We start from the raw sequence: 17,068 nt of genomic DNA on the forward strand, positions 1-17,068 counted from the left end.
AGCGCACGAATGCCATCGACCAAGTCGCCCCGGGTCCTCTGGCTGACCGTCCCCTCCCTCGTGTGGTTCGCCGTCTTCTCGGTCGGCCCCCTCGCCGCCATGTTCGTCATCGCCACCTTGCGGTGGAAGGGGCTGCTGTACGAGCCCACGTACATCGGCCTGGAGAACATCGGACGCGTCTTCGCCGACCCGACCTTCCACGCCGCGGTGCGCAACAGCGCGATCCAGGTCGCCGTCGCGATCCCGGTGATGATCCCGCTGGCCTTCATGCTCGGCTACCACCTCAACACCAAGCCGCGCGGCTACCGCGTCCTGTCGGTGCTCTACTTCTCGCCGGGCCTCATCTCGATCTCCATGACCGGGATGATCTTCTACGGGGTGCTGTCCCCGAACGGCGGGGTCAACGGCCTGTTGCGCGGCATCGGCCTCGACTCCTGGGCCACCGCGTGGCTCGCCGACCCGAGCACCGCGCTGGCGACCCTCATCGCCATCGACCTGTGGCGCGGCGTCGGCTGGACGGCGGTGCTGTTCGCCGCCCGCCTGGCGAGCCTGCCGGCCGAGGTGATCGAGGCGGCCCAGATCGACGGCGCCGGACGGCTGCGCACCATGTGGCAGGTCGCCTTCCCGATGGTCAAGGACTACGTCCGCACGCTGGCGATGCTGCAGTTTCTCTGGACGCTGTTCACCTCGGCCGCCTTGATTTTGCTGCTCACCAAGGGCGGGCCTGGCACCTCGTCGACCACGCTGTCCTACCTGGTCTACGCGAAGGCCTTCTCCCAGCGGGATCTCGGCTACAGCCAGGTGGTCGGCGTCGTGCTGCTCCTGTTCGGCATCGCTGGGATGTTCCTCATCCGCGCGCTGCTGCGCAGCCCCGAGGAGGACTCCCGATGAGAAAGAGCAAGGGCGGCCTCCTTGCGACGGTCCTCTCCTGGTCGTACGCGCTGCTGCTGGCGGCACCGCTCTACTACCTCGTGGTCAGCGCGCTGAAGTCCAACATCGAGATCTTCACGCGGCCGTTCGCGCTGCCGGCGCAGTGGCTGTGGGAGAACTTCGGCACCGCCTGGCGGACCGCCGACCTGGGGCGCGCACTGGTCAACTCCGTGCTCATCTCGGGCGTGGCCATCGTTGTGACGCTGTGCCTGGCCGTGCCGGCGGCGTACGCGCTGGCCCGGACGGACAACCGGCTCGCCCGCATGATCACGGGCACGTTCTCCGCGGGCTTCCTCATCCCGCCGTTCGCCGCGCTGATCCCCACGGTCGTGCTGGCGATCGAGCTGGGGCTCTTCGGCACGCGCGAGTTCCAGATGCTCTTCCTGCCCGCGAGCGCGCTGCCGCTGTCCGTGCTCCTCCTCACGCAGTTCATGCGGACCGTGCCGCCGGCCCTGGTGGAGTCGGCCGCGCTGGACGGCGCCGGGCACTGGCGGCTGCTGACCCGCGTCTTCGTGCCCATCGCGAGGCCGGGCGTGGTCAGCGTGACGATCCTCCAGCTGCTCACCTTCTGGAACGAATACCTCTTCTCGCTGACCATCACCGGGACCGCGCCGGACGTGCGGACGGTCCAGGTCGCGCTGCCGACGATCGTCGCCGACGCGACCAACCTCGGCGTTCTCGCCGCCGGCACCGTGCTCGCGGTCCTGCCGGTGTACGTCGCCTACTCGATCATGAACCGTCGTATGCAGGAAGCACTCACCGCAGGAGCAGTCAAGGGATGACGCAGATCACGCAGGTAAACGCCGCCGCCGCCACCCGGCTCGACCTCGGTGGCGAGTGGGAGCTGATCTGGTCGGCGGGTCCGGACGACGTCCCCGATGCCGTCCGTACGGCGGCCATCCCCGCCCAGGTGCCCGGCGAGGTGCACACGGCCTTGCTCGCGGCCGGTCTCCTCGCCGATCCCGACGTCGGGTGGGGCGAGCTGGCGCAGCGGTGGGTCGGCCACTCCCAGTGGGTCTACCGGCGCCACGTCCAGTGGTCGCCGGCGCCCGGGGCCCGCACCGACTTGGTGGCCGAAGGACTCGACACGATCGCCGACGTCTACGTCAACGGCCAGCTGGTCGGAGCCGCGCGGGACCAGCACTTGGCGTACCGGTGGCGGGTGGACGACGTCCTGCTGCCGGGCGACAATCTCGTCGAGGTGCGCTTCGCCTCGGCCTGGGACGCCGCCCGCGAGCACGAACGCGCGCACGGCCCGCTGCCGAGCCCGTACGACGAGCCCTACCCGCACGTGCGCAAGGCCGCGGCCAACTTCGGCTGGGACTGGGGACCGCACTACGTCACCGCCGGCATCTGGCGGGACATCCGGCTGGAGACCTATGCCGGCCGGATCGACCACGTGCGGCCGCTCGTCCAGCTCGAGCACGGCGTGGCCTATGTGACGGCGCACGTGCGCGTGGACGCGCCGGCGGGCTCGGACGTGCGCGTCGAGCTGACCGACCCGGCCGGTCGGCGGTCCAGGTCGGCCGTCGGCACGGTGGCCGGCGACGAGGTGGCCATCGTCCTGCGGGTCGACGACCCCGACCTGTGGTGGCCGGTCGGTCTCGGCGCGCAGCCGCTGTACCGCCTCCGGGTGGAGCTCGAGCATCTCGGCGTGGTGCTCGACTCCACCACCGTCCGGGTGGGCCTGCGCAGCGTCGCGGTCGACGAGACCCCGGACCGGCTCGGGACGCGCTGGACGCTCGTCGTCAACGGCCGGCCCGTACGGGTGCGTGGCTACAACTGGATCCCCGACGACACCTTCGCCAGCCGCGCCACGCCCGAACGGGTGGCGCACCGGATCGACCAGGCCGTCGCCGGGAACGCCAACCTCCTGCGGGTCTGGGGCGGCGGTCACTTTGTGACAGAAGAGTTCCTCGACGCCTGTGATGAGCGCGGTGTCATGGTATGGCACGATTTCCTCTTCGCATGTGCCGCTTACAGCGAGGACGACGAGATGGTCGAGCTGGTGACCGCCGAGGCGGAGCAGGCCGTCGCGCGGATGTCGGCCCACCCGAGCCTGGTGCTCTGGTGCGGCGGCAACGAGACCGTCCTCGGCTGGCACCACTGGGGGTGGGCCGACCAGGTCGGGGTCCGCGGGTGGGGCGCGCGCTACTACCTCGACGTGCTGCCCGGTGTCCTGGCCCGCCTCGATCCGACCCGGCCCTACGTGCCCAACTCGCCCTGGTCGGGCACCGTCGACCGCGATCCGGCGATCGACACCCACGGCCTGAGCCACCTGTGGGACGCCTGGAACGAGCGCGACTACGCCCACTACCGCTACCACGACCCGGCGTTCGTCGCGGAGATGGGCTGGTGCGGTCCCCCCGCGTGGACCACGCTCGGGCGCGTCGTCGAGGGCGAGACACCCGGACCCGACTCGCCGCAGACGCGCCACCACCTGCGCGCGATCGACGGCGTGCACAAGCTGACCCGCGGCCTCCAACCGCACGTGCCCATACCCCGCAGCGAGGCCGACTGGCACTTCGCGACCCAGGTGGTCCAGGCCCGCGCCGTCTCGGCCGGCGTCGAGTGGCTGCGCTCCCGCGAGCGCTGCGGCGGGGTCGTCGTCTGGCAGCTCAACGACTGCTGGCCGGTGATCAGCTGGTCGGCCGTCGACAGCACGGGCATCGAGAAGCCCCTCTGGCACGCCCTCCGCCACTCGTTCGCCCCCCGGCTGGTCACGGTCCAGCCGGTCAGCCCAGGGCCGACCCACGACCCCACCGGCGACGCGGGTCTGGAGCTCGTGCTCGTGAACGACTCCGACGCCCCCTGGCAGTCCGACGTCCTCATCCGGCGGGTCGGGCTGGACGGCCACGAGCACGCGCGAACCCGCGTGCGGGCCGACTGCCCGGCCGGTGGCCTCGTCCGGCTGCCCGTCGATCCCGAGGTCGGGCACCCCGCCGACCCGCGGGCGGAGATGCTCGTCGTCGACGCCGGGGGAGTGCGGACCACCTGGATCTACCGGCCGGAGCGGGAGCTGACCGCCCCGCGGCCCGACCGGGCCGTCGACGTCACCGTCGTCGACGGCGAGCTGCACGTCACGGTTACCGCCGTGACCCTGCTGCGCGATGTGTGCGTGGCCGCCGACCGGCTGGCCGCGTCGCTCGACCTGGAGCCGTCCCGGCTCGCCGTGGACGGCGCTCTCGTCACGCTCCTGCCGGGCGAGAGAGAGGTTTTTCGAATCACCCGTCGAGACGGCGGCGCGATCCGCGCCGTCGCTCTCCCCAGCACGCTGCTTGACATGTCGGTCCGGTCCTTCGGCGAGGTCACGGGCTCCACAGGGAATCGCAACGAAGGAACCCCATGAAACACCGCCTCAGGATCGCGCTCGGCGCGATATTAAGCGCCCTCATGGTCACCACGACGGCAGCGCCGTCGATGGCGGCGGCTCAGGCCGGGCGCCAGATCCACGTGGCCAAAACCGGAAAAGACACCAATGCCGGTACGGCGGCCGAGCCGTACCTGACGATCAACCACGCGGCGCAGGAAGCGCAGCCCGGCGACACGGTGGTCGTCCACGCCGGGCTGTATCGCGAGACCGTCAAGCCGGCGCGCGGCGGCGCCGACGAGACGCAGCGCATCACCTACACCAACGCCGGTGACGGCGAGGTGGTCATCAAGGGCTCGGAGGAGATCGACACCTGGGTCCAGCACAGCGGTGACGTATGGAAGGTCACGCTGCCGGCCAGCTTCTTCGGCACCTACAACCCGTACGCCACCGGCCAGCCGCAAGGCGGCGGAGACGGCGTCTTCCCTGGCTACACCGCAGGTGACGTCTACCTGAACGAGCAGGCCTACTACGAGAAGGCGTCGCTGGCCAACGTGCAGTCCGCGGCCGGCACCTGGTTCACCGAGGTGTCCGGCGGCACCACCACCATCTACGCCAACTTCGACGGCGCCGACCCGAACGCCAAGCTGGCGGAGATCAACGTGCGCCGCCAGGTGTTCGCGCCGGACGTGTGGGGTCTGGGCTACATCACCGTCCACGGTTTCACCGTCAAGCACGCGGCCGGCACCTACTCCGACTTCCCGAGCAGCCCCTCCCGGCGGCAGGCGGGCGCCATCAGCGTCAACGGCGGCCTGAAGTGGATCATCGAGAACAACACCGTCGTCAACGCGCGCACGATCGCCATCGACATCGGCCTCGGCTGTGACGAATGGGCCGGCAACCGGCCCGGCGAGACCCGGACGAACTTCCGCGACACCGACAAGTACGGATCCCACATCGTCCGCAACAACTACATCGCCAAGTCCGGCCAGTCCGGGATCGCGGGCGTCTTCTCCTGGAACTCCGACATTCTGTACAACCTCATCGAGGACACGAACTACCGCGGCGAGTTCAGCGGCGCGGAGACGGCCCCGATCAAGGTTCACTACATGAACGAGGGGCTCATTAAGGGTAATTACCTCAAGAACTCCAAGGGCGGCAACTCCGCTGGCATCTGGACGGACTGGGGCAACCAGAACGTCCGCGTCACCGGCAACATCGTCATGAACAGCCCGTGGGGCTACTACGCGGAGGCCATCCACGGCCCGATCCTCGTGGACAACAACGTCTTCATCGGCAACAGCGACATCCGCATGCTGGACGCCACCGGCGTCGTGTACGCCAACAACATGTTCATCGACAACGGCCGCTTCGCCGTGGACGGCGGCGGCCGGGACGCCTACTACTTCCAGCCGGGCACGATGAACGAGACCACCGCGCCCACCTCGGTCCAGAAGTTCTTCTGGTACAACAACCTGGTCCAGGGCTCGACCCTGCCGAACGACGCGACCGGCAAGACGCACGTCAAGGAGGGCAACTCCACCGGCGTGCTGTCCGGCGTCCAGGTCGCCGCGACCAACCGTGAGGTGAAGCTCGACTTCACCCTCGACGCCGCCGGCATCAGCGGCCTGACGCCGGTGACGAAGGCCAGGGTCGGGGTCATCCCCCTCGCCGACGAGAGCATCGCCGCCGACGTCACCACCGACTTCTTCGGCAAGCCGTTCAGCGGGATGGCCGGACCCTTCGCCGAGGCGAAGAACGGCGCCAACTCCGTCACGCTGTGGCCCCCGGCGGGCCAGACCGTGCCAGAGCCCCCGGCTCCGCCGACCGACGTGCCGGTCAACCTGTCGCTGAACCCCGCCGCGAAGGCCCTGGCCTCCTACGAGGACGGCAACCTGCTCGCCAAGAACGCGATCGACGGCAACGGCTCCTCGCGCTGGTCCAGCGACCACAGCAACGACCCGAACGCCTGGATCCACGTCGACCTCGGGGACGAGTACGACGTGTCCAAGGCCGTCCTGTCGTGGGAAGCGGCCTACGGCAAGGCGTACAAGATCCAGATCTCGGGCGACGGCCAGCAGTGGGAAGACGTCTTCTCCACCACGACGGGCGGTGGCGGCGTCGAGACGGTGCAGATCCGCAAGAAGGCACGCTATGTCCGCATGCAGGGCGTCCTTCCGCAGACGCAGTACGGGTACTCCCTGTACGAGTTCGAGATCTACGGCACCCCGGTGCAGCCAGAGGTGCCGGTCAATGTCGCGCTGAACCTGCCGCCGTCGGCGTACACGGCGTCGTCGCAGTCCAACGACGGCAGCGGCGAGACCAACAGCCAGCCGCAGAACGACCGCTCGGCGTTCCGCGCGTTCGACGGCAACACCGCCACGCGCTGGGGCTCGAACGGCGGCGACACCCAGTGGATCCAGGTCGACCTGGGCAAGGCCCACGTCCTGGACAAGGTCGTGCTCAACTGGGAGGCCGCGTACTCCTCGACGTACAAGATCCAGACGTCGGCGGACGGCAGCGCCTGGACCGACGTCCACTCCCACAATGACCCCACGCCGACCGGCGACCACATCGACGAAATCGTGCTCGATCCGCCGGTGGAAGGACGTTACGTCCGCATGCAGGGCACCAAGGCGGCGACCCAGTGGGGCCTGTCGCTCTGGGAGTTCGAGGTGTACGGCAAGGTCAAGCCGGCCGACACCGCCCCGACCTGGCCGGCGACGGCGCAGATCCAGGTGAGCGAGGTGACGGCCACGGGGGCGAAGGTCACCTGGCCCGCCGCGACCGACAACCAGGCGGTCACCGGTTACAAGGTCTACCTCGGCCAGGCGCTGAAGGACACGCTGGCAGCGGACGCGCGCACCTACGCCGTGACGGGACTGGCCACCGGCCGGACCTACACCGTGAAGGTGACGGCGCTCGACGCCAACGGCAACGAGAGCCAGGGCCTGACGAAGACCTTCACGACGCCCGGCAACCCGGCGACGAAGGCGCTGTCCACCACCTACCCGACCACCTACAACGACTGGGAGGAGGGCCTGCTCGCCGGTGACGGAAAGCAGGGCGTCATCGTCTTCGGCAACCCGCGGGACGAGACGGTCGTCTTCAACGACCGGGACTTCTTCATGGCGCGGTCGGAGAACCGCCCCCACCGGACGTTCAACACCGTCAGCCAGGAGAACATCAAGAGGATCCGGGACCTGCTGATCGCCGGCAAGTACCAGGAGGCCAACCAGCTCGCCGCCGACGTGCAGGGATACCAGGGCGGCGGCGAGGGCAGCAAGCACCCGGGCTTCAAGATGACCCTCCAGCTGCCGGCCAGCGGCGAGGTCACCAACTACGTCCGGTCCACCGACTACTCGGCCGGCGTCGTCTCGGTGAACTGGACCGACGACAAGGGCGACTGGAAGCGCGACGCCTTCGTGTCGCAGACCGACGGCGTCACCGTCCAGCACCTGCCGGCCCCGGCCGGGCAGAAGCTCGACGTCAAGCTAGGCCTGTCCATCGACCCCGGCATGAACCTGCTCAACAAGGGCATGACGGCCGTCAACAACTCCACCACCGACTACCTCAACCTGCGGGTGAAGTACCCGAACGGCAGCTACAACGCCGGGTACGAGGGCGTCACGCGGATCGTCACGGACGGCGTCAAGACCATGTCCGGCACCGACGTGCAGGTCACCGGCGCGACCTACGTGACGCTGCTGTCGCTGACCCAGCGCTACGACGGCACCTACGCGGGGGGAGTGCCCGCCGAGCAGGACTGGAACAAGCAGCTCCTGCAGGCGAAGCTGGCGGCGCTCTCCGGCGACTACCCGACGCTCCTGAACCGGCACGTGACCAAGCACAGCGAGATGTTCAACCGGGTCTCCGTCGACTTCGGGGCCAGCCCCGAGGACCGCTCGAAGTCCAACGAGGAACTGCTCGCCCAGCAGAAGACCGCGACCACGCCGAATCTGGCGCTGTTCGAGCGCATGTTCAACTCGGGCCGCTACCACCTGATCGGTTCGAGCAGCCCGACGGCCCCGCCCGACCTGCTCGGTAACTGGACCGGCGACAGCAACGTCGGCTGGGACGGCTACTACCACCTGGACGCCAACCTCAACCTGCAGATCTCCGGCGGCAACATCGGCAACCTGCCCGAGGTCATGGCCGGCTACTGGTGGATCAACAAGGCGTGGCAGCAGGACTTCCGGACCAACGCCCAGAAGCTGCTCGGCACGCGCGGCATGCTGACGGGCGGCAACACGCCCAACGGCGAAGGCCTCATCTCCAACATCAACTTCGACTACCCGTACCAGTACGTCACGGGCGGCGAGTCGTGGCTGCTCTACCCGTTCTGGGAGCACTACCAGATCACGGGCGACAAGACGTTCCTGGAGCAGCAGTACTACCCGCTGATCCGCGACATGGGAGACTTCTACGAAGACTTCCTCGTCGAGAAGGACGCCAACGGCAAGTACGTCTTCGCCGGGTCCATCTCGCCGGAGAACCGTCCGGCCGGCGGCGTGCCGCTGTCCGTCAACTCGGTGTACGACATCGCCGGCGCCCGGTTCGCGCTGTCGACGCTGATCGAGACGAGCAAGGCGCTCGGCAAGGACCAGGACAAGATCGCGCTCTGGCAGGAGAAGCTCGACAACCTGCCGCCGTACCTGATCAACAACGACGGCGCGCTGGCCGAGTGGGCCTGGCCCGACCTGGCGAACAAGAACGCCTACCAGCACCGGCACTCCAGCGGGCTGATGCCCGTCTGGCCGTACGGCGAGGTCACGCCGGAGAAGAACAAGCCGCTGTACGACGCGGCCAAGGTGTTCCTGCAGAAGAAGGACGGCGGCAGCTACGAGAACGCCGGCCACGGCCTGCTGCACGGAGCGCTGATCGCCGCCAACCTGAACAACGCCGACTCCGTCAACGCGAAGCTGATGCGCTTCGCCAGGGACGACTACTACTACAGCAGCCTGTCGACGTCGCACTACAACAACAAGGGCGTGTTCGCCACCGACGTCGTCAACTCCGTGCCGACGATCATGATGGAGATGCTGGCCACGACCGACCCCGGCACGCTGGAACTGCTTCCCGCGCTGCCCAAGGGCCTGAAGAAGGGCTCCATCTCCGGCATGCTGGGCAAGAGCCGGTTCACCATCGACGACCTCGACTGGGACATGGACACCCACAAGGTGAAGGTCACCTTGACGTCCGACATCGACCAGAACCTCACGCTGATCCAGCGCGACGGCATCGAGCAGATCACCGGCAGCGGCATCCAGATCGGAAACTCGCCGCTCGGCACCATCGCCCGCGTCCTTCCCCTGAAGAAGGACCAGACGGTCACGCTCGACCTGACCCTTCGCGACACGAGCCGCGTCAACCTGGCTCTGAACAAGCCGGCGACCGCCTCCTCGCAGTCCAACGCCGACCAGGCCGCCGCCAAGGCGTTCGACGGCGACCCGGCCTCCCGCTGGAGCGCCAGTGAGAGCGCCGACAACTGGCTCCAGGTCGACCTGGGCGGCATCTACGCCCTCACCGAGGTCGACCTGCGGTGGGAGGCCTCCTACGCCAAGCGCTACAAGCTCCAGGTGTCGATCGACGGCACCACCTGGAAGGACGCTTTCACCCAGGCCAACTCCAGCGGCGGCACCGAGAAGATCCCGATGAACGCGCTGGGCCGCCACGTGCGGATGCAGGGCGTGGAGAAGTCCGGCCAATGGGGCTACTCGCTCTACGAGATGGAGGTCTACGGCCAGCCCGCGCCGAACATCGCCCTCGGCAAGACGGCCACCGCGTCGTCGGCGTCCAACGCCCAGCAGACGGCCGCCGCCGCCTTCGACGGCGACAACACCACCCGCTGGAGCGCGAGCGAGTCGGCCACCAACTGGCTCCAGGTGGACCTGGGCGACACGTACACCGTCTACCAGGTCGCCATCGACTGGGAGGACTCTTACGCCAAGGGATACAAGGTGCAGACCTCTCCCGACGGCCAGACCTGGACCGACAAGTTCACCGAAACCGCCAGCAACGGCGGCACGGACCTCATCGACCTGAACGCCGACACCCGGTACATCCGGATGCAAGGCGTGGAGAAGTCCGGCCAGTGGGGCTACTCGATCTACGAGATGAAGGTCTACGGCGCCCTCCCTGACACCGCGACCACCATCCTGGTCTCCGGCGTCACGGACGGCACCGAGTACGGCGACAGCCAGGACCTCACCATCAGCTGGGAGGTCGTGGGCACCGGCGTCAAGACGGTGACCGGCACCCTGGACGGCCAGCCGTTCACGTCCGGTTCGGTCCAGCCGCTCTACCTGCTGCCCCTGGGCGAGCACACGCTCAACGTCACCATCGAGACCCAGTCCGGCGGCCGGCTCGAGCAGCCGGTGAAGTTCACGACGGTCACCTCGACCGACGAGATCTCCGTCCTGATCGAACGCTTCAAGACCGCCGGCGAGCTCAGCGCCACCGGCGCCGCGAAGCTCGAGGACAAGATCTCCAAGGTCATGGTGTCGGAGGACAAGGAGCGCGAGCGAGACAAGAAGAAGATCGTCAAGAAGCTGACGCGCTTCATCGAAGCGGTCAACGACCCGAAGATCGTCTTGAACCCGGTCGTCAAGGCGACGTTCCTGCGTGACGCCAACGCACTGATCGTGCAGAACGGCGGCACGCCCATCTAAATCCGACCAGACACAAACAAGGGGGCACCTTCCTTGCGGGAGGTGCCCCTTTTGGCGGTCAACTGCGCGGTAGCGGCCGTCTGGGGCTAGTTCTGTTCGGATCGGAAGGTGCGTCGATGTGTCCCAGGGGTCACGCCGCGGCGCGCGGTGAAGTGGTGGCGCAGGGCGTCGGCGCTGCCGAAGCCGGCTCGCGCGGCCACCGCGTCCATGGGTAGGTCCGTACTTTCCAGGAGTTCCTCGGCACGTTGCAGCCGCTGGTCGAGGAGCCAGCGGAGCGGCGTGGTGCCGGTGGCCGCCTTGAACCGCCTGGCGAACGTGCGCGGTGATGTGAGCGCCCGGGCGGCCAGCGTCTCCACGGTCAACGGCCGGTCCAGGTGCGCCCGCATCCAGTCGATCAGGCCGGACAACTCGTAGCCGGTGGCGGCCGCGGGGACGGGCAGTTCGATGAACTGTGCCTGCCCGCCGGACCGGTGAGCTGGAACAACCATGCGGCGGGCCAGTGCGTTGGCTGTGGCGGCGCCGTGCTCGCGGCGCACCACATGGAGGCAGGCGTCGATTCCGGCCGCGGCTCCGGCGCTGGTGAGGATCGGACCGTCCTCGACGTACAGGACGTCGCGGTCGACCCGGATCTCGGGATACCGCTCGGCCAGCCGGTCGGCGAACTGCCAGTGGGTCGCGGCTCGCCGACCATCCAGCAGGCCAGCCACGGCCAGGGGGAACGCGCCGGTGCACACGGAGAGCACCTGGGCGCCGCGAGCGACGGCGCTTCGCAGCGCCTCGACGATCGCTGACGGCACTGACCGGTCCAGGTCCGGCCAGGCCGGAATGGTCACCAGGTCGGCGGACGCCATCCGATCCAGCCCGTGGTCGACCTGGATCGCGAAGCCCGCCGTGGTCTCCACGGCTCCCGGCCTTGGCGCGCACACCGCGAAGTCGTAGACCGGCAGCCGGTCGTCGGACCGATCGAGCCCGAACACCTGACACACCACACCCAGCTCGAATGGTGCGGCGCTGTCGCCGACCAGGGCGACCACGTCGCGTATCACACCGCGATTGTGGCAGAAACTTCCCGCACCCTGTCAGTCCTGCCACTACTGGTCGATGCCCCGACCCGCCAAGCTCAGATCGTGGCAGCGGACAAATACGATTTCCCCCTCCCTGGAACCGGCCGCGCGGCAGTCGTCGTCCCGGCACCCGGTCCGGGGCCCCACCAGTGGGCGGGCGCACCGAGCGCTGCCCTCGACGTGGACGGGTCCATCGTCCTGGCGTACCGCGTCCGCAGCAGTATCGACGGGGACTACAACGTCATCGCGCGCTCCGCCGACGGGGAGCGACTTGCCACGATCGGCGTGGTGACCAGGGACCGCCTCGGCGCCGCGATGGTCGAGCGTCCTGCTCTGGTACGCACCGACTCCGGCCATTGGCGGCTCTATGTCAGCTGCGCGACCCCCAACAGCCTGCACTGGTGGATCGGCGTTCTCGAGGCGTCCGAGCCAGAAGGACTGGCCGACGCGGAGATGCGCCGGGTGTTCGAGGGCGACGAGCGTACAACCGCAGTCAAAGATCCGGTGATCCGGTACGACGGCCGACGCTGGCAGGCGTGGATCTGCTGCCACCCGCTGGACAAGCCAGGCGAGGAAGACCGTATGAGCACGGCATACGCCACGAGCGACGACGGGCTGACATGGAAGTGGCACGGCACCGTGCTGACCGGTCGCCCCGGCACCTGGGACGCACGCGGCGCACGCCTGTCCAGCATCCTGCCTGACGGCCGCGCCTGCTACGACGGACGAGCCTCCCAGGAGGAGAACTGGTTCGAGCGAACCGGCCTGGCCACTCCAGCCTCTGGCAACAGCACCACACCACTGCTGGTCCAGCTCGACGACTCCCCGGTCGTGGACGTCCGCTACCTCGACATCCTCCCCCTGCCCGCCGACGGCTACCGGATCTACTACGAGGCACGCCTACCCGACGAAAGCCACGAACTACGAACCGAACTGATCCCACCCGGGCACGCCCTCGACTCCCCGTGACTCTCGCTGTGACTGGCACATCTGTGGCACGGCGGCGATGCTGAGATAGCCCTCGCGTCCCTGCTCGTGCATCACGGTCGTGGCGCCCAGGTGTTGACGTAGCGCTCCATCTCCTTGCGCATGAACCGGCAGGAGTCGGCGGCGCGGTCCTCCCAGGCGAACACGCAGGCGGTCATGATCCCGTCGAACCCGAGCCGGTCCAGCGTGCCGAAGAACGTGGGCCAGTCCACCTCACCCTGACCGATGTCCAGGTGCTGGTGGATACGGGCGGGCGAGCCGGGCGGGTTGATGATGTACCGCAGGCCCGACGAGGCCCGGTGATCGAAGGAGTCGGCGACGTGCAGGTGGGTCAGCAGCGGCCCGGCGTACTCCATGATCTCGGCCATGTTGCCGCCCTGGTGGAATGTGTGCGGGGCGCAGTAGAGAAACGACACCAACGAGCTGTTGATGCCGCGGACCATGTCGACCGCGGTGATCCCGTCCTCGATGAAGTCGTCTGGGTGCGGCTCCAGGCGCAGCCGCACGCCTTCACGCTCGAACACCGGCAGCAGCTCCTCCATCGACCGCCAGAACATGCCCTCGCTCCGGCTGGCCTGTTCGGGCCGACCGTTGAACTCGGAGTTCATCGCGTCGCACCCGAGGTCGACGGTTATTTCGATGGCCCGCTTCCAGTACCGCACCGCGGCGGCGCGCTCGTCCTCGTCCGGCCCGGACCAGCGGTATAACGGCAACACCGACGAGATCGAGACCCCGGCCGCCTGCAGCGCCTGCTTGAACGACGCCACGGTGTGCCGGTCAGCGCGCGGATGGGTGAAGAACGGTAAAAAATCCTCGCGGGGAGACAGCTCGATGTGCTCGTACCCCAGTTCGGCGACCCGCGCAGGCAACTCGGTCAGCGGCGTACGGCGGAGCATGTACGGATCCAGCGCGATCTTCATCGACGACTCCCTAGTGCGAGATGGGACAGTGGCCAGGATGTGTTGGGCACGCGGAGCAGGCTGAGCACGACCACGCCGAAGCGGCCGACGCTCGCCGCCCCTGGACTAGGTGGTGTCATGGTGAGCCTGCGCCTGCATCTCGGCGAGCTCGGCTTCAAGCGCTGCCATGGCTTCGCCACCGGCCATGAGGTCGGTGACCTGCTCTCGGGTCCGTTCGCCCTTGCGGAAGTCATCGGCCTTCTCGCCGCGGATCAGGACCGCGAAGTGGTCGCCGACGGAGATCGCGTGCAGGACGTTGTGGGTGACGAAGACCACCGCGATGCCCTTCTGCCGAGCTTGCATGATGATCCGTAGAACATGGGTGGCCTCCTTGACGCCGAGTGCGGCGGTCGGCTCGTCGAGGATGAGAACGCTGGCGCCGAAGTACACCCCTCGTGCGATGGCCAGGGCTTGGCGCTCGCCGCCGGAGAGGCTGCCTACCAGTCGCCGGCCGTCGGTGACGCCGGTGATGCCCAGTGACTGCATTTCACGAATGGCGATTTCACTGGCGAGCTTCTTGTCGAAGCGGCGCAGGGGCCCCCATCGTTTCGTCGGTTCGGCGCCGACGAAGAACGACCGGCCGACACTCATGAGCGGAAAAGTGCCGCCGAACTGGTGCACGGTCGCGATGCCGTAGGCGGATGCGTCACGGGGGCTGCTGAACCTGACGGGCTCGCCGTTGACTTCAATGGTCCCCGCGGTGGGGGCATGGACGCCGGAGAGGATCTTGATGAGGGTGGACTTTCCGGCACCGTTGTCGCCGAGCAGGCAGAGCACCTTCCCGGCCTCGACGTCGAGTGAGATGTTGAGCAGCGCATTGGTGCCCACGTAGGTCTTGGAGACGTTGGTGAGCCTCAGCAAGGGTGCGCCCACGGTCATGCCTTCCTCTGTGACCGAGGCCCGGAGGACAGCGCGAGCCTGCGGAAGGTGTTGTTCATCAGGACGGCGACCAGGAGCAGGATGCCCAGGATCAGGCTGGCCCAGTCGGAGTTCCAGCCGGTGTAGTAGATGCCCTGGTTGACGATTGCGAAGGTCAGGGTGCCCAGGATGACCCCGATCACAGATCCGTAGCCGCCGGTGAGCAGGACGCCGCCGATGACCACGGCGATGATGGAGTTGAAGACAAAGGACTGGCCGTTGGCGACCTGGGCGCCGTTGTACAGGATCGTCTGGATGACCCCTACCAGCGCCGCGCCGAAGCCGCTGCCCACGTACAGGGCGATCTTGACCTTGTTGGTCGGAATTCCGGTGGCCCTCGCGCTCTCCTTGTCACCGCCCACGGCGAAGATCCAGTTTCCGTAGCGCGTTTCCTGCAGCATCCAGGCGACGCAGCCGGCCACGGCGATCCACCAGAGGATCGCTACCTCGAACTGGCCGCTGATCAGCGTGCCGAACAGCGCCTTCGACGTCGGATCGGGCTTGAGGCCCACGCTGGTGGTACCGGTGATGACGCGTGACAGCCCCAGGGTCAGACCCGCCAGCGCGGCCAGGGTAGCCAGAGTGACCACGAATGACGGAACGTTGGTCCGCGTCACGATCAGTCCGTTGACCAGCCCGGTGGCCACGCCGATGGTCAAGGCCAGGAGGATGCCGAGGATCATCGGGCCGCCCCAGTGCCCGGACACGATGGCCAGCGTCATGGAGCTGGCCGCCAGCACCGAGCCGACGGACAGATCGAGCTCACCGGCGATCATGAGAAGGCCGACGGGGACCGCGATGATGCCCAGTTCCGCGGCCACGTTCAGCCAGCTGGCGGCACCGGCGGAGGAGAGGAACTCAGCGCCGCCGAAGATGGCGAAGAAGACGAAGACCCCCAGGGTCCCGATGAGGGCTCCCACCTCCGGGCGGCGGGTCATGTCGCGCAGCGAGCGCTCTGATGACGAGCCGGGCGTTGACGCGGCTGCGACAGGTGCGGTGTCAGGACTCTGGACAGTCATCACTCCTACCACTTTCACTGAGGTCGATGGCCGAGCCGATCCGGCGCGCGGCGGGTGGCAGGCCTGGAGTTCGCGGGCCCGCCACCCTCATGGCGTTCAGCGGACTCCGGCCTTCGCGCCCGCGAGGGCCTGGTCGACGTTGCCGGCGTTGATCACAGCCGGACCGGTGAGAAGCGGGCTCTGCGGCAGCAAGAGCCCGTAGGCGTTGTATGCGAACGCCTGTGACACCGCCAGGTAGCCCTGCATGTACGGCTGCTGGTCGATGCAGAACAGCTGCGTGCCCGCCTTGATCCGCTCGAGTTGGGTGTCGTCCATGTCGAAGGTGCCCAGCTTGACCCGGCTTGCGGCGTCGGCCTGCTCGATCGCGGCAGATGCGCTGTCAGCGTCCTGGGTACTGATGGTGACGATCCCGTCGATGCTGCTGTCCTTGAGCAGGGTGGCCTTGATCGCCTGGGTGATGGCGGTCGGGTTGCCGAAGCTGGAGGAGGGCAGCGGAAGCTGCGTGGACTTGCCGCTCACGGAGATGCCCTGGGAGATGCCCTCGCAGCGGGCTTCGGTGTTCACGGCGCCGGGCAGCGTGTTGACGCACAAGACGTTCTTGACCCCCTTCTGGGCGAAGAACTGCCCGCCGACCTTGCCGGCCAGGAGCTCGTCCGAGCCGGTATAGGTGAGCGCCCCGACCGTCTTCGCGGCGTCGGCGCCGCCCGAGTTGTACAGGAAGACAGGCACGCCGCTGTCGCTCACCGACTTGAAGGCCTCGTCCTGCGCGTCCGGCACCCAGTCGGCTCCGATCACCGCCGTGGCACCCTGGCTCTTCGCGGTGAGGATCAGTTTCGCGGCGTCTGGGCCGAGGTTGTCGTAGTTCTGCGGGCCGAGCCAGGTCACCTTGCCGCCGTTGGCCTGGACCACCTTGGCGGCGTCGTCCACGCCGCGCTTGACCTTCGACCAGAACGGGTCATCGGACTTGCCGCCGATCACGAAGATCGAGATCGTACCGCCGGCCGTGCTGGCCCCGGGGGCCGACGGCGCGGCCCCGGTCGTGCCACTCGAGCCACCGTTCGACGTCGCGCCGCTGGTGCAGGCGCTGAGGGCCAGCCCTGCCGAGGCGAGAAGGGCCAGAGCGGGCAACGTGACACTGCTCAGGCGGCGCCGTGCCAGGCGCCGCCGAATCTGCTTGCGTTCCATAGGGGGTGCTCCTTCTGAGGGCGGG

10 protein-coding genes are annotated in these 17,068 nt (G+C 68.2%); 5 read left to right on the forward strand and 5 right to left on the reverse strand.

Annotated elements, in window-relative coordinates; translation table 11 throughout:
- The first annotated feature begins 9 nt into the window (after nucleotides 1–9).
- Genes Amac_RS26320 through Amac_RS55315 form a run of 4 tightly spaced genes read left to right on the forward strand, consistent with a single transcriptional unit; the run spans nucleotide 10 to nucleotide 10,911 of the window.
- A complete protein-coding gene (locus tag Amac_RS26320; RefSeq protein ID WP_155357084.1) occupies nucleotides 10–891 on the forward strand; it encodes a carbohydrate ABC transporter permease in 882 nt (293 codons plus the stop codon).
- On the forward strand, nucleotides 888–1,712 hold the full coding sequence (locus Amac_RS26325; RefSeq protein WP_155357085.1) for a carbohydrate ABC transporter permease: 825 nt from the start codon (nucleotides 888–890) through the stop codon (nucleotides 1,710–1,712). Before Amac_RS26320 ends, Amac_RS26325 begins: the two co-directional genes overlap by 4 nt.
- A complete protein-coding gene (locus tag Amac_RS26330) occupies nucleotides 1,709–4,279 on the forward strand; it encodes a glycosyl hydrolase 2 galactose-binding domain-containing protein (protein WP_155357086.1) in 2,571 nt (856 codons plus the stop codon). The genes Amac_RS26325 and Amac_RS26330 overlap by 4 nt, the downstream gene beginning before the upstream one ends.
- On the forward strand, nucleotides 4,276–10,911 hold the full coding sequence (locus tag Amac_RS55315) for a discoidin domain-containing protein (RefSeq protein ID WP_218041288.1): 6,636 nt from the start codon (nucleotides 4,276–4,278) through the stop codon (nucleotides 10,909–10,911). Before Amac_RS26330 ends, Amac_RS55315 begins: the two co-directional genes overlap by 4 nt.
- Nucleotides 10,912–10,997: 86 nt before the next feature.
- Here the strand turns inward: Amac_RS55315 and Amac_RS26350 are convergent, their stop codons facing one another.
- The gene (locus tag Amac_RS26350; protein ID WP_425544305.1) at nucleotides 10,998–11,954 is read right to left on the reverse strand and encodes a helix-turn-helix domain-containing protein; all 957 of its coding nucleotides are present in this window, start codon (nucleotides 11,952–11,954) and stop codon (nucleotides 10,998–11,000) included.
- Nucleotides 11,955–12,038: 84 nt separating this feature from the next.
- Here Amac_RS26350 and Amac_RS26355 point away from each other — a divergent pair, with 84 nt between their 5' ends.
- Nucleotides 12,039–12,944: a glycoside hydrolase family protein gene (locus Amac_RS26355; protein ID WP_155357088.1), complete on the forward strand. Its 906-nt coding sequence runs from the start codon at nucleotides 12,039–12,041 to the stop codon at nucleotides 12,942–12,944.
- Nucleotides 12,945–13,015: 71 nt separating this feature from the next.
- Here Amac_RS26355 and Amac_RS26360 read toward each other — a convergent pair whose 3' ends face one another.
- The 4 genes from Amac_RS26360 to Amac_RS26375 form a co-directional block, all read right to left on the reverse strand.
- Nucleotides 13,016–13,882: a sugar phosphate isomerase/epimerase family protein gene (locus Amac_RS26360; RefSeq protein WP_155357089.1), complete on the reverse strand. Its 867-nt coding sequence runs from the start codon at nucleotides 13,880–13,882 to the stop codon at nucleotides 13,016–13,018.
- A gap of 105 nt (nucleotides 13,883–13,987) precedes the next feature.
- Entirely contained in the window at nucleotides 13,988–14,800 is an 813-nt protein-coding gene (locus Amac_RS26365; protein ID WP_155357090.1) for an ATP-binding cassette domain-containing protein, read from the reverse strand.
- Nucleotides 14,797–15,777: an ABC transporter permease gene (locus tag Amac_RS26370; RefSeq protein WP_170322651.1), complete on the reverse strand. Its 981-nt coding sequence runs from the start codon at nucleotides 15,775–15,777 to the stop codon at nucleotides 14,797–14,799. The genes Amac_RS26365 and Amac_RS26370 overlap by 4 nt, the downstream gene beginning before the upstream one ends.
- Before the next feature lie 177 nt (nucleotides 15,778–15,954).
- The gene (locus Amac_RS26375; RefSeq protein ID WP_155357092.1) at nucleotides 15,955–17,043 is read right to left on the reverse strand and encodes a sugar ABC transporter substrate-binding protein; all 1,089 of its coding nucleotides are present in this window, start codon (nucleotides 17,041–17,043) and stop codon (nucleotides 15,955–15,957) included.
- Nucleotides 17,044–17,068 lie beyond the last annotated feature (25 nt).

This window comes from Acrocarpospora macrocephala (genome assembly GCF_009687865.1).
GTDB lineage: Bacteria > Actinomycetota > Actinomycetes > Streptosporangiales > Streptosporangiaceae > Acrocarpospora > Acrocarpospora macrocephala.

Coding starts and splice junctions, on each gene's coding strand:
- Amac_RS26320 (WP_155357084.1), top strand. CDS start 10: ATGCCATCGACCAAGTCGCCCCGGGTCCTCTGGCTGACCGTCCCCTCC.
- Amac_RS26375 (WP_155357092.1), bottom strand. CDS start 17,043: ATGGAACGCAAGCAGATTCGGCGGCGCCTGGCACGGCGCCGCCTGAGC.
- Amac_RS26325 (WP_155357085.1), top strand. CDS start 888: ATGAGAAAGAGCAAGGGCGGCCTCCTTGCGACGGTCCTCTCCTGGTCG.
- Amac_RS26370 (WP_170322651.1), bottom strand. CDS start 15,777: ATGACCCGCCGCCCGGAGGTGGGAGCCCTCATCGGGACCCTGGGGGTC.
- Amac_RS26360 (WP_155357089.1), bottom strand. CDS start 13,882: ATGAAGATCGCGCTGGATCCGTACATGCTCCGCCGTACGCCGCTGACC.
- Amac_RS55315 (WP_218041288.1), top strand. CDS start 4,276: ATGAAACACCGCCTCAGGATCGCGCTCGGCGCGATATTAAGCGCCCTC.
- Amac_RS26330 (WP_155357086.1), top strand. CDS start 1,709: ATGACGCAGATCACGCAGGTAAACGCCGCCGCCGCCACCCGGCTCGAC.
- Amac_RS26365 (WP_155357090.1), bottom strand. CDS start 14,800: ATGACCGTGGGCGCACCCTTGCTGAGGCTCACCAACGTCTCCAAGACC.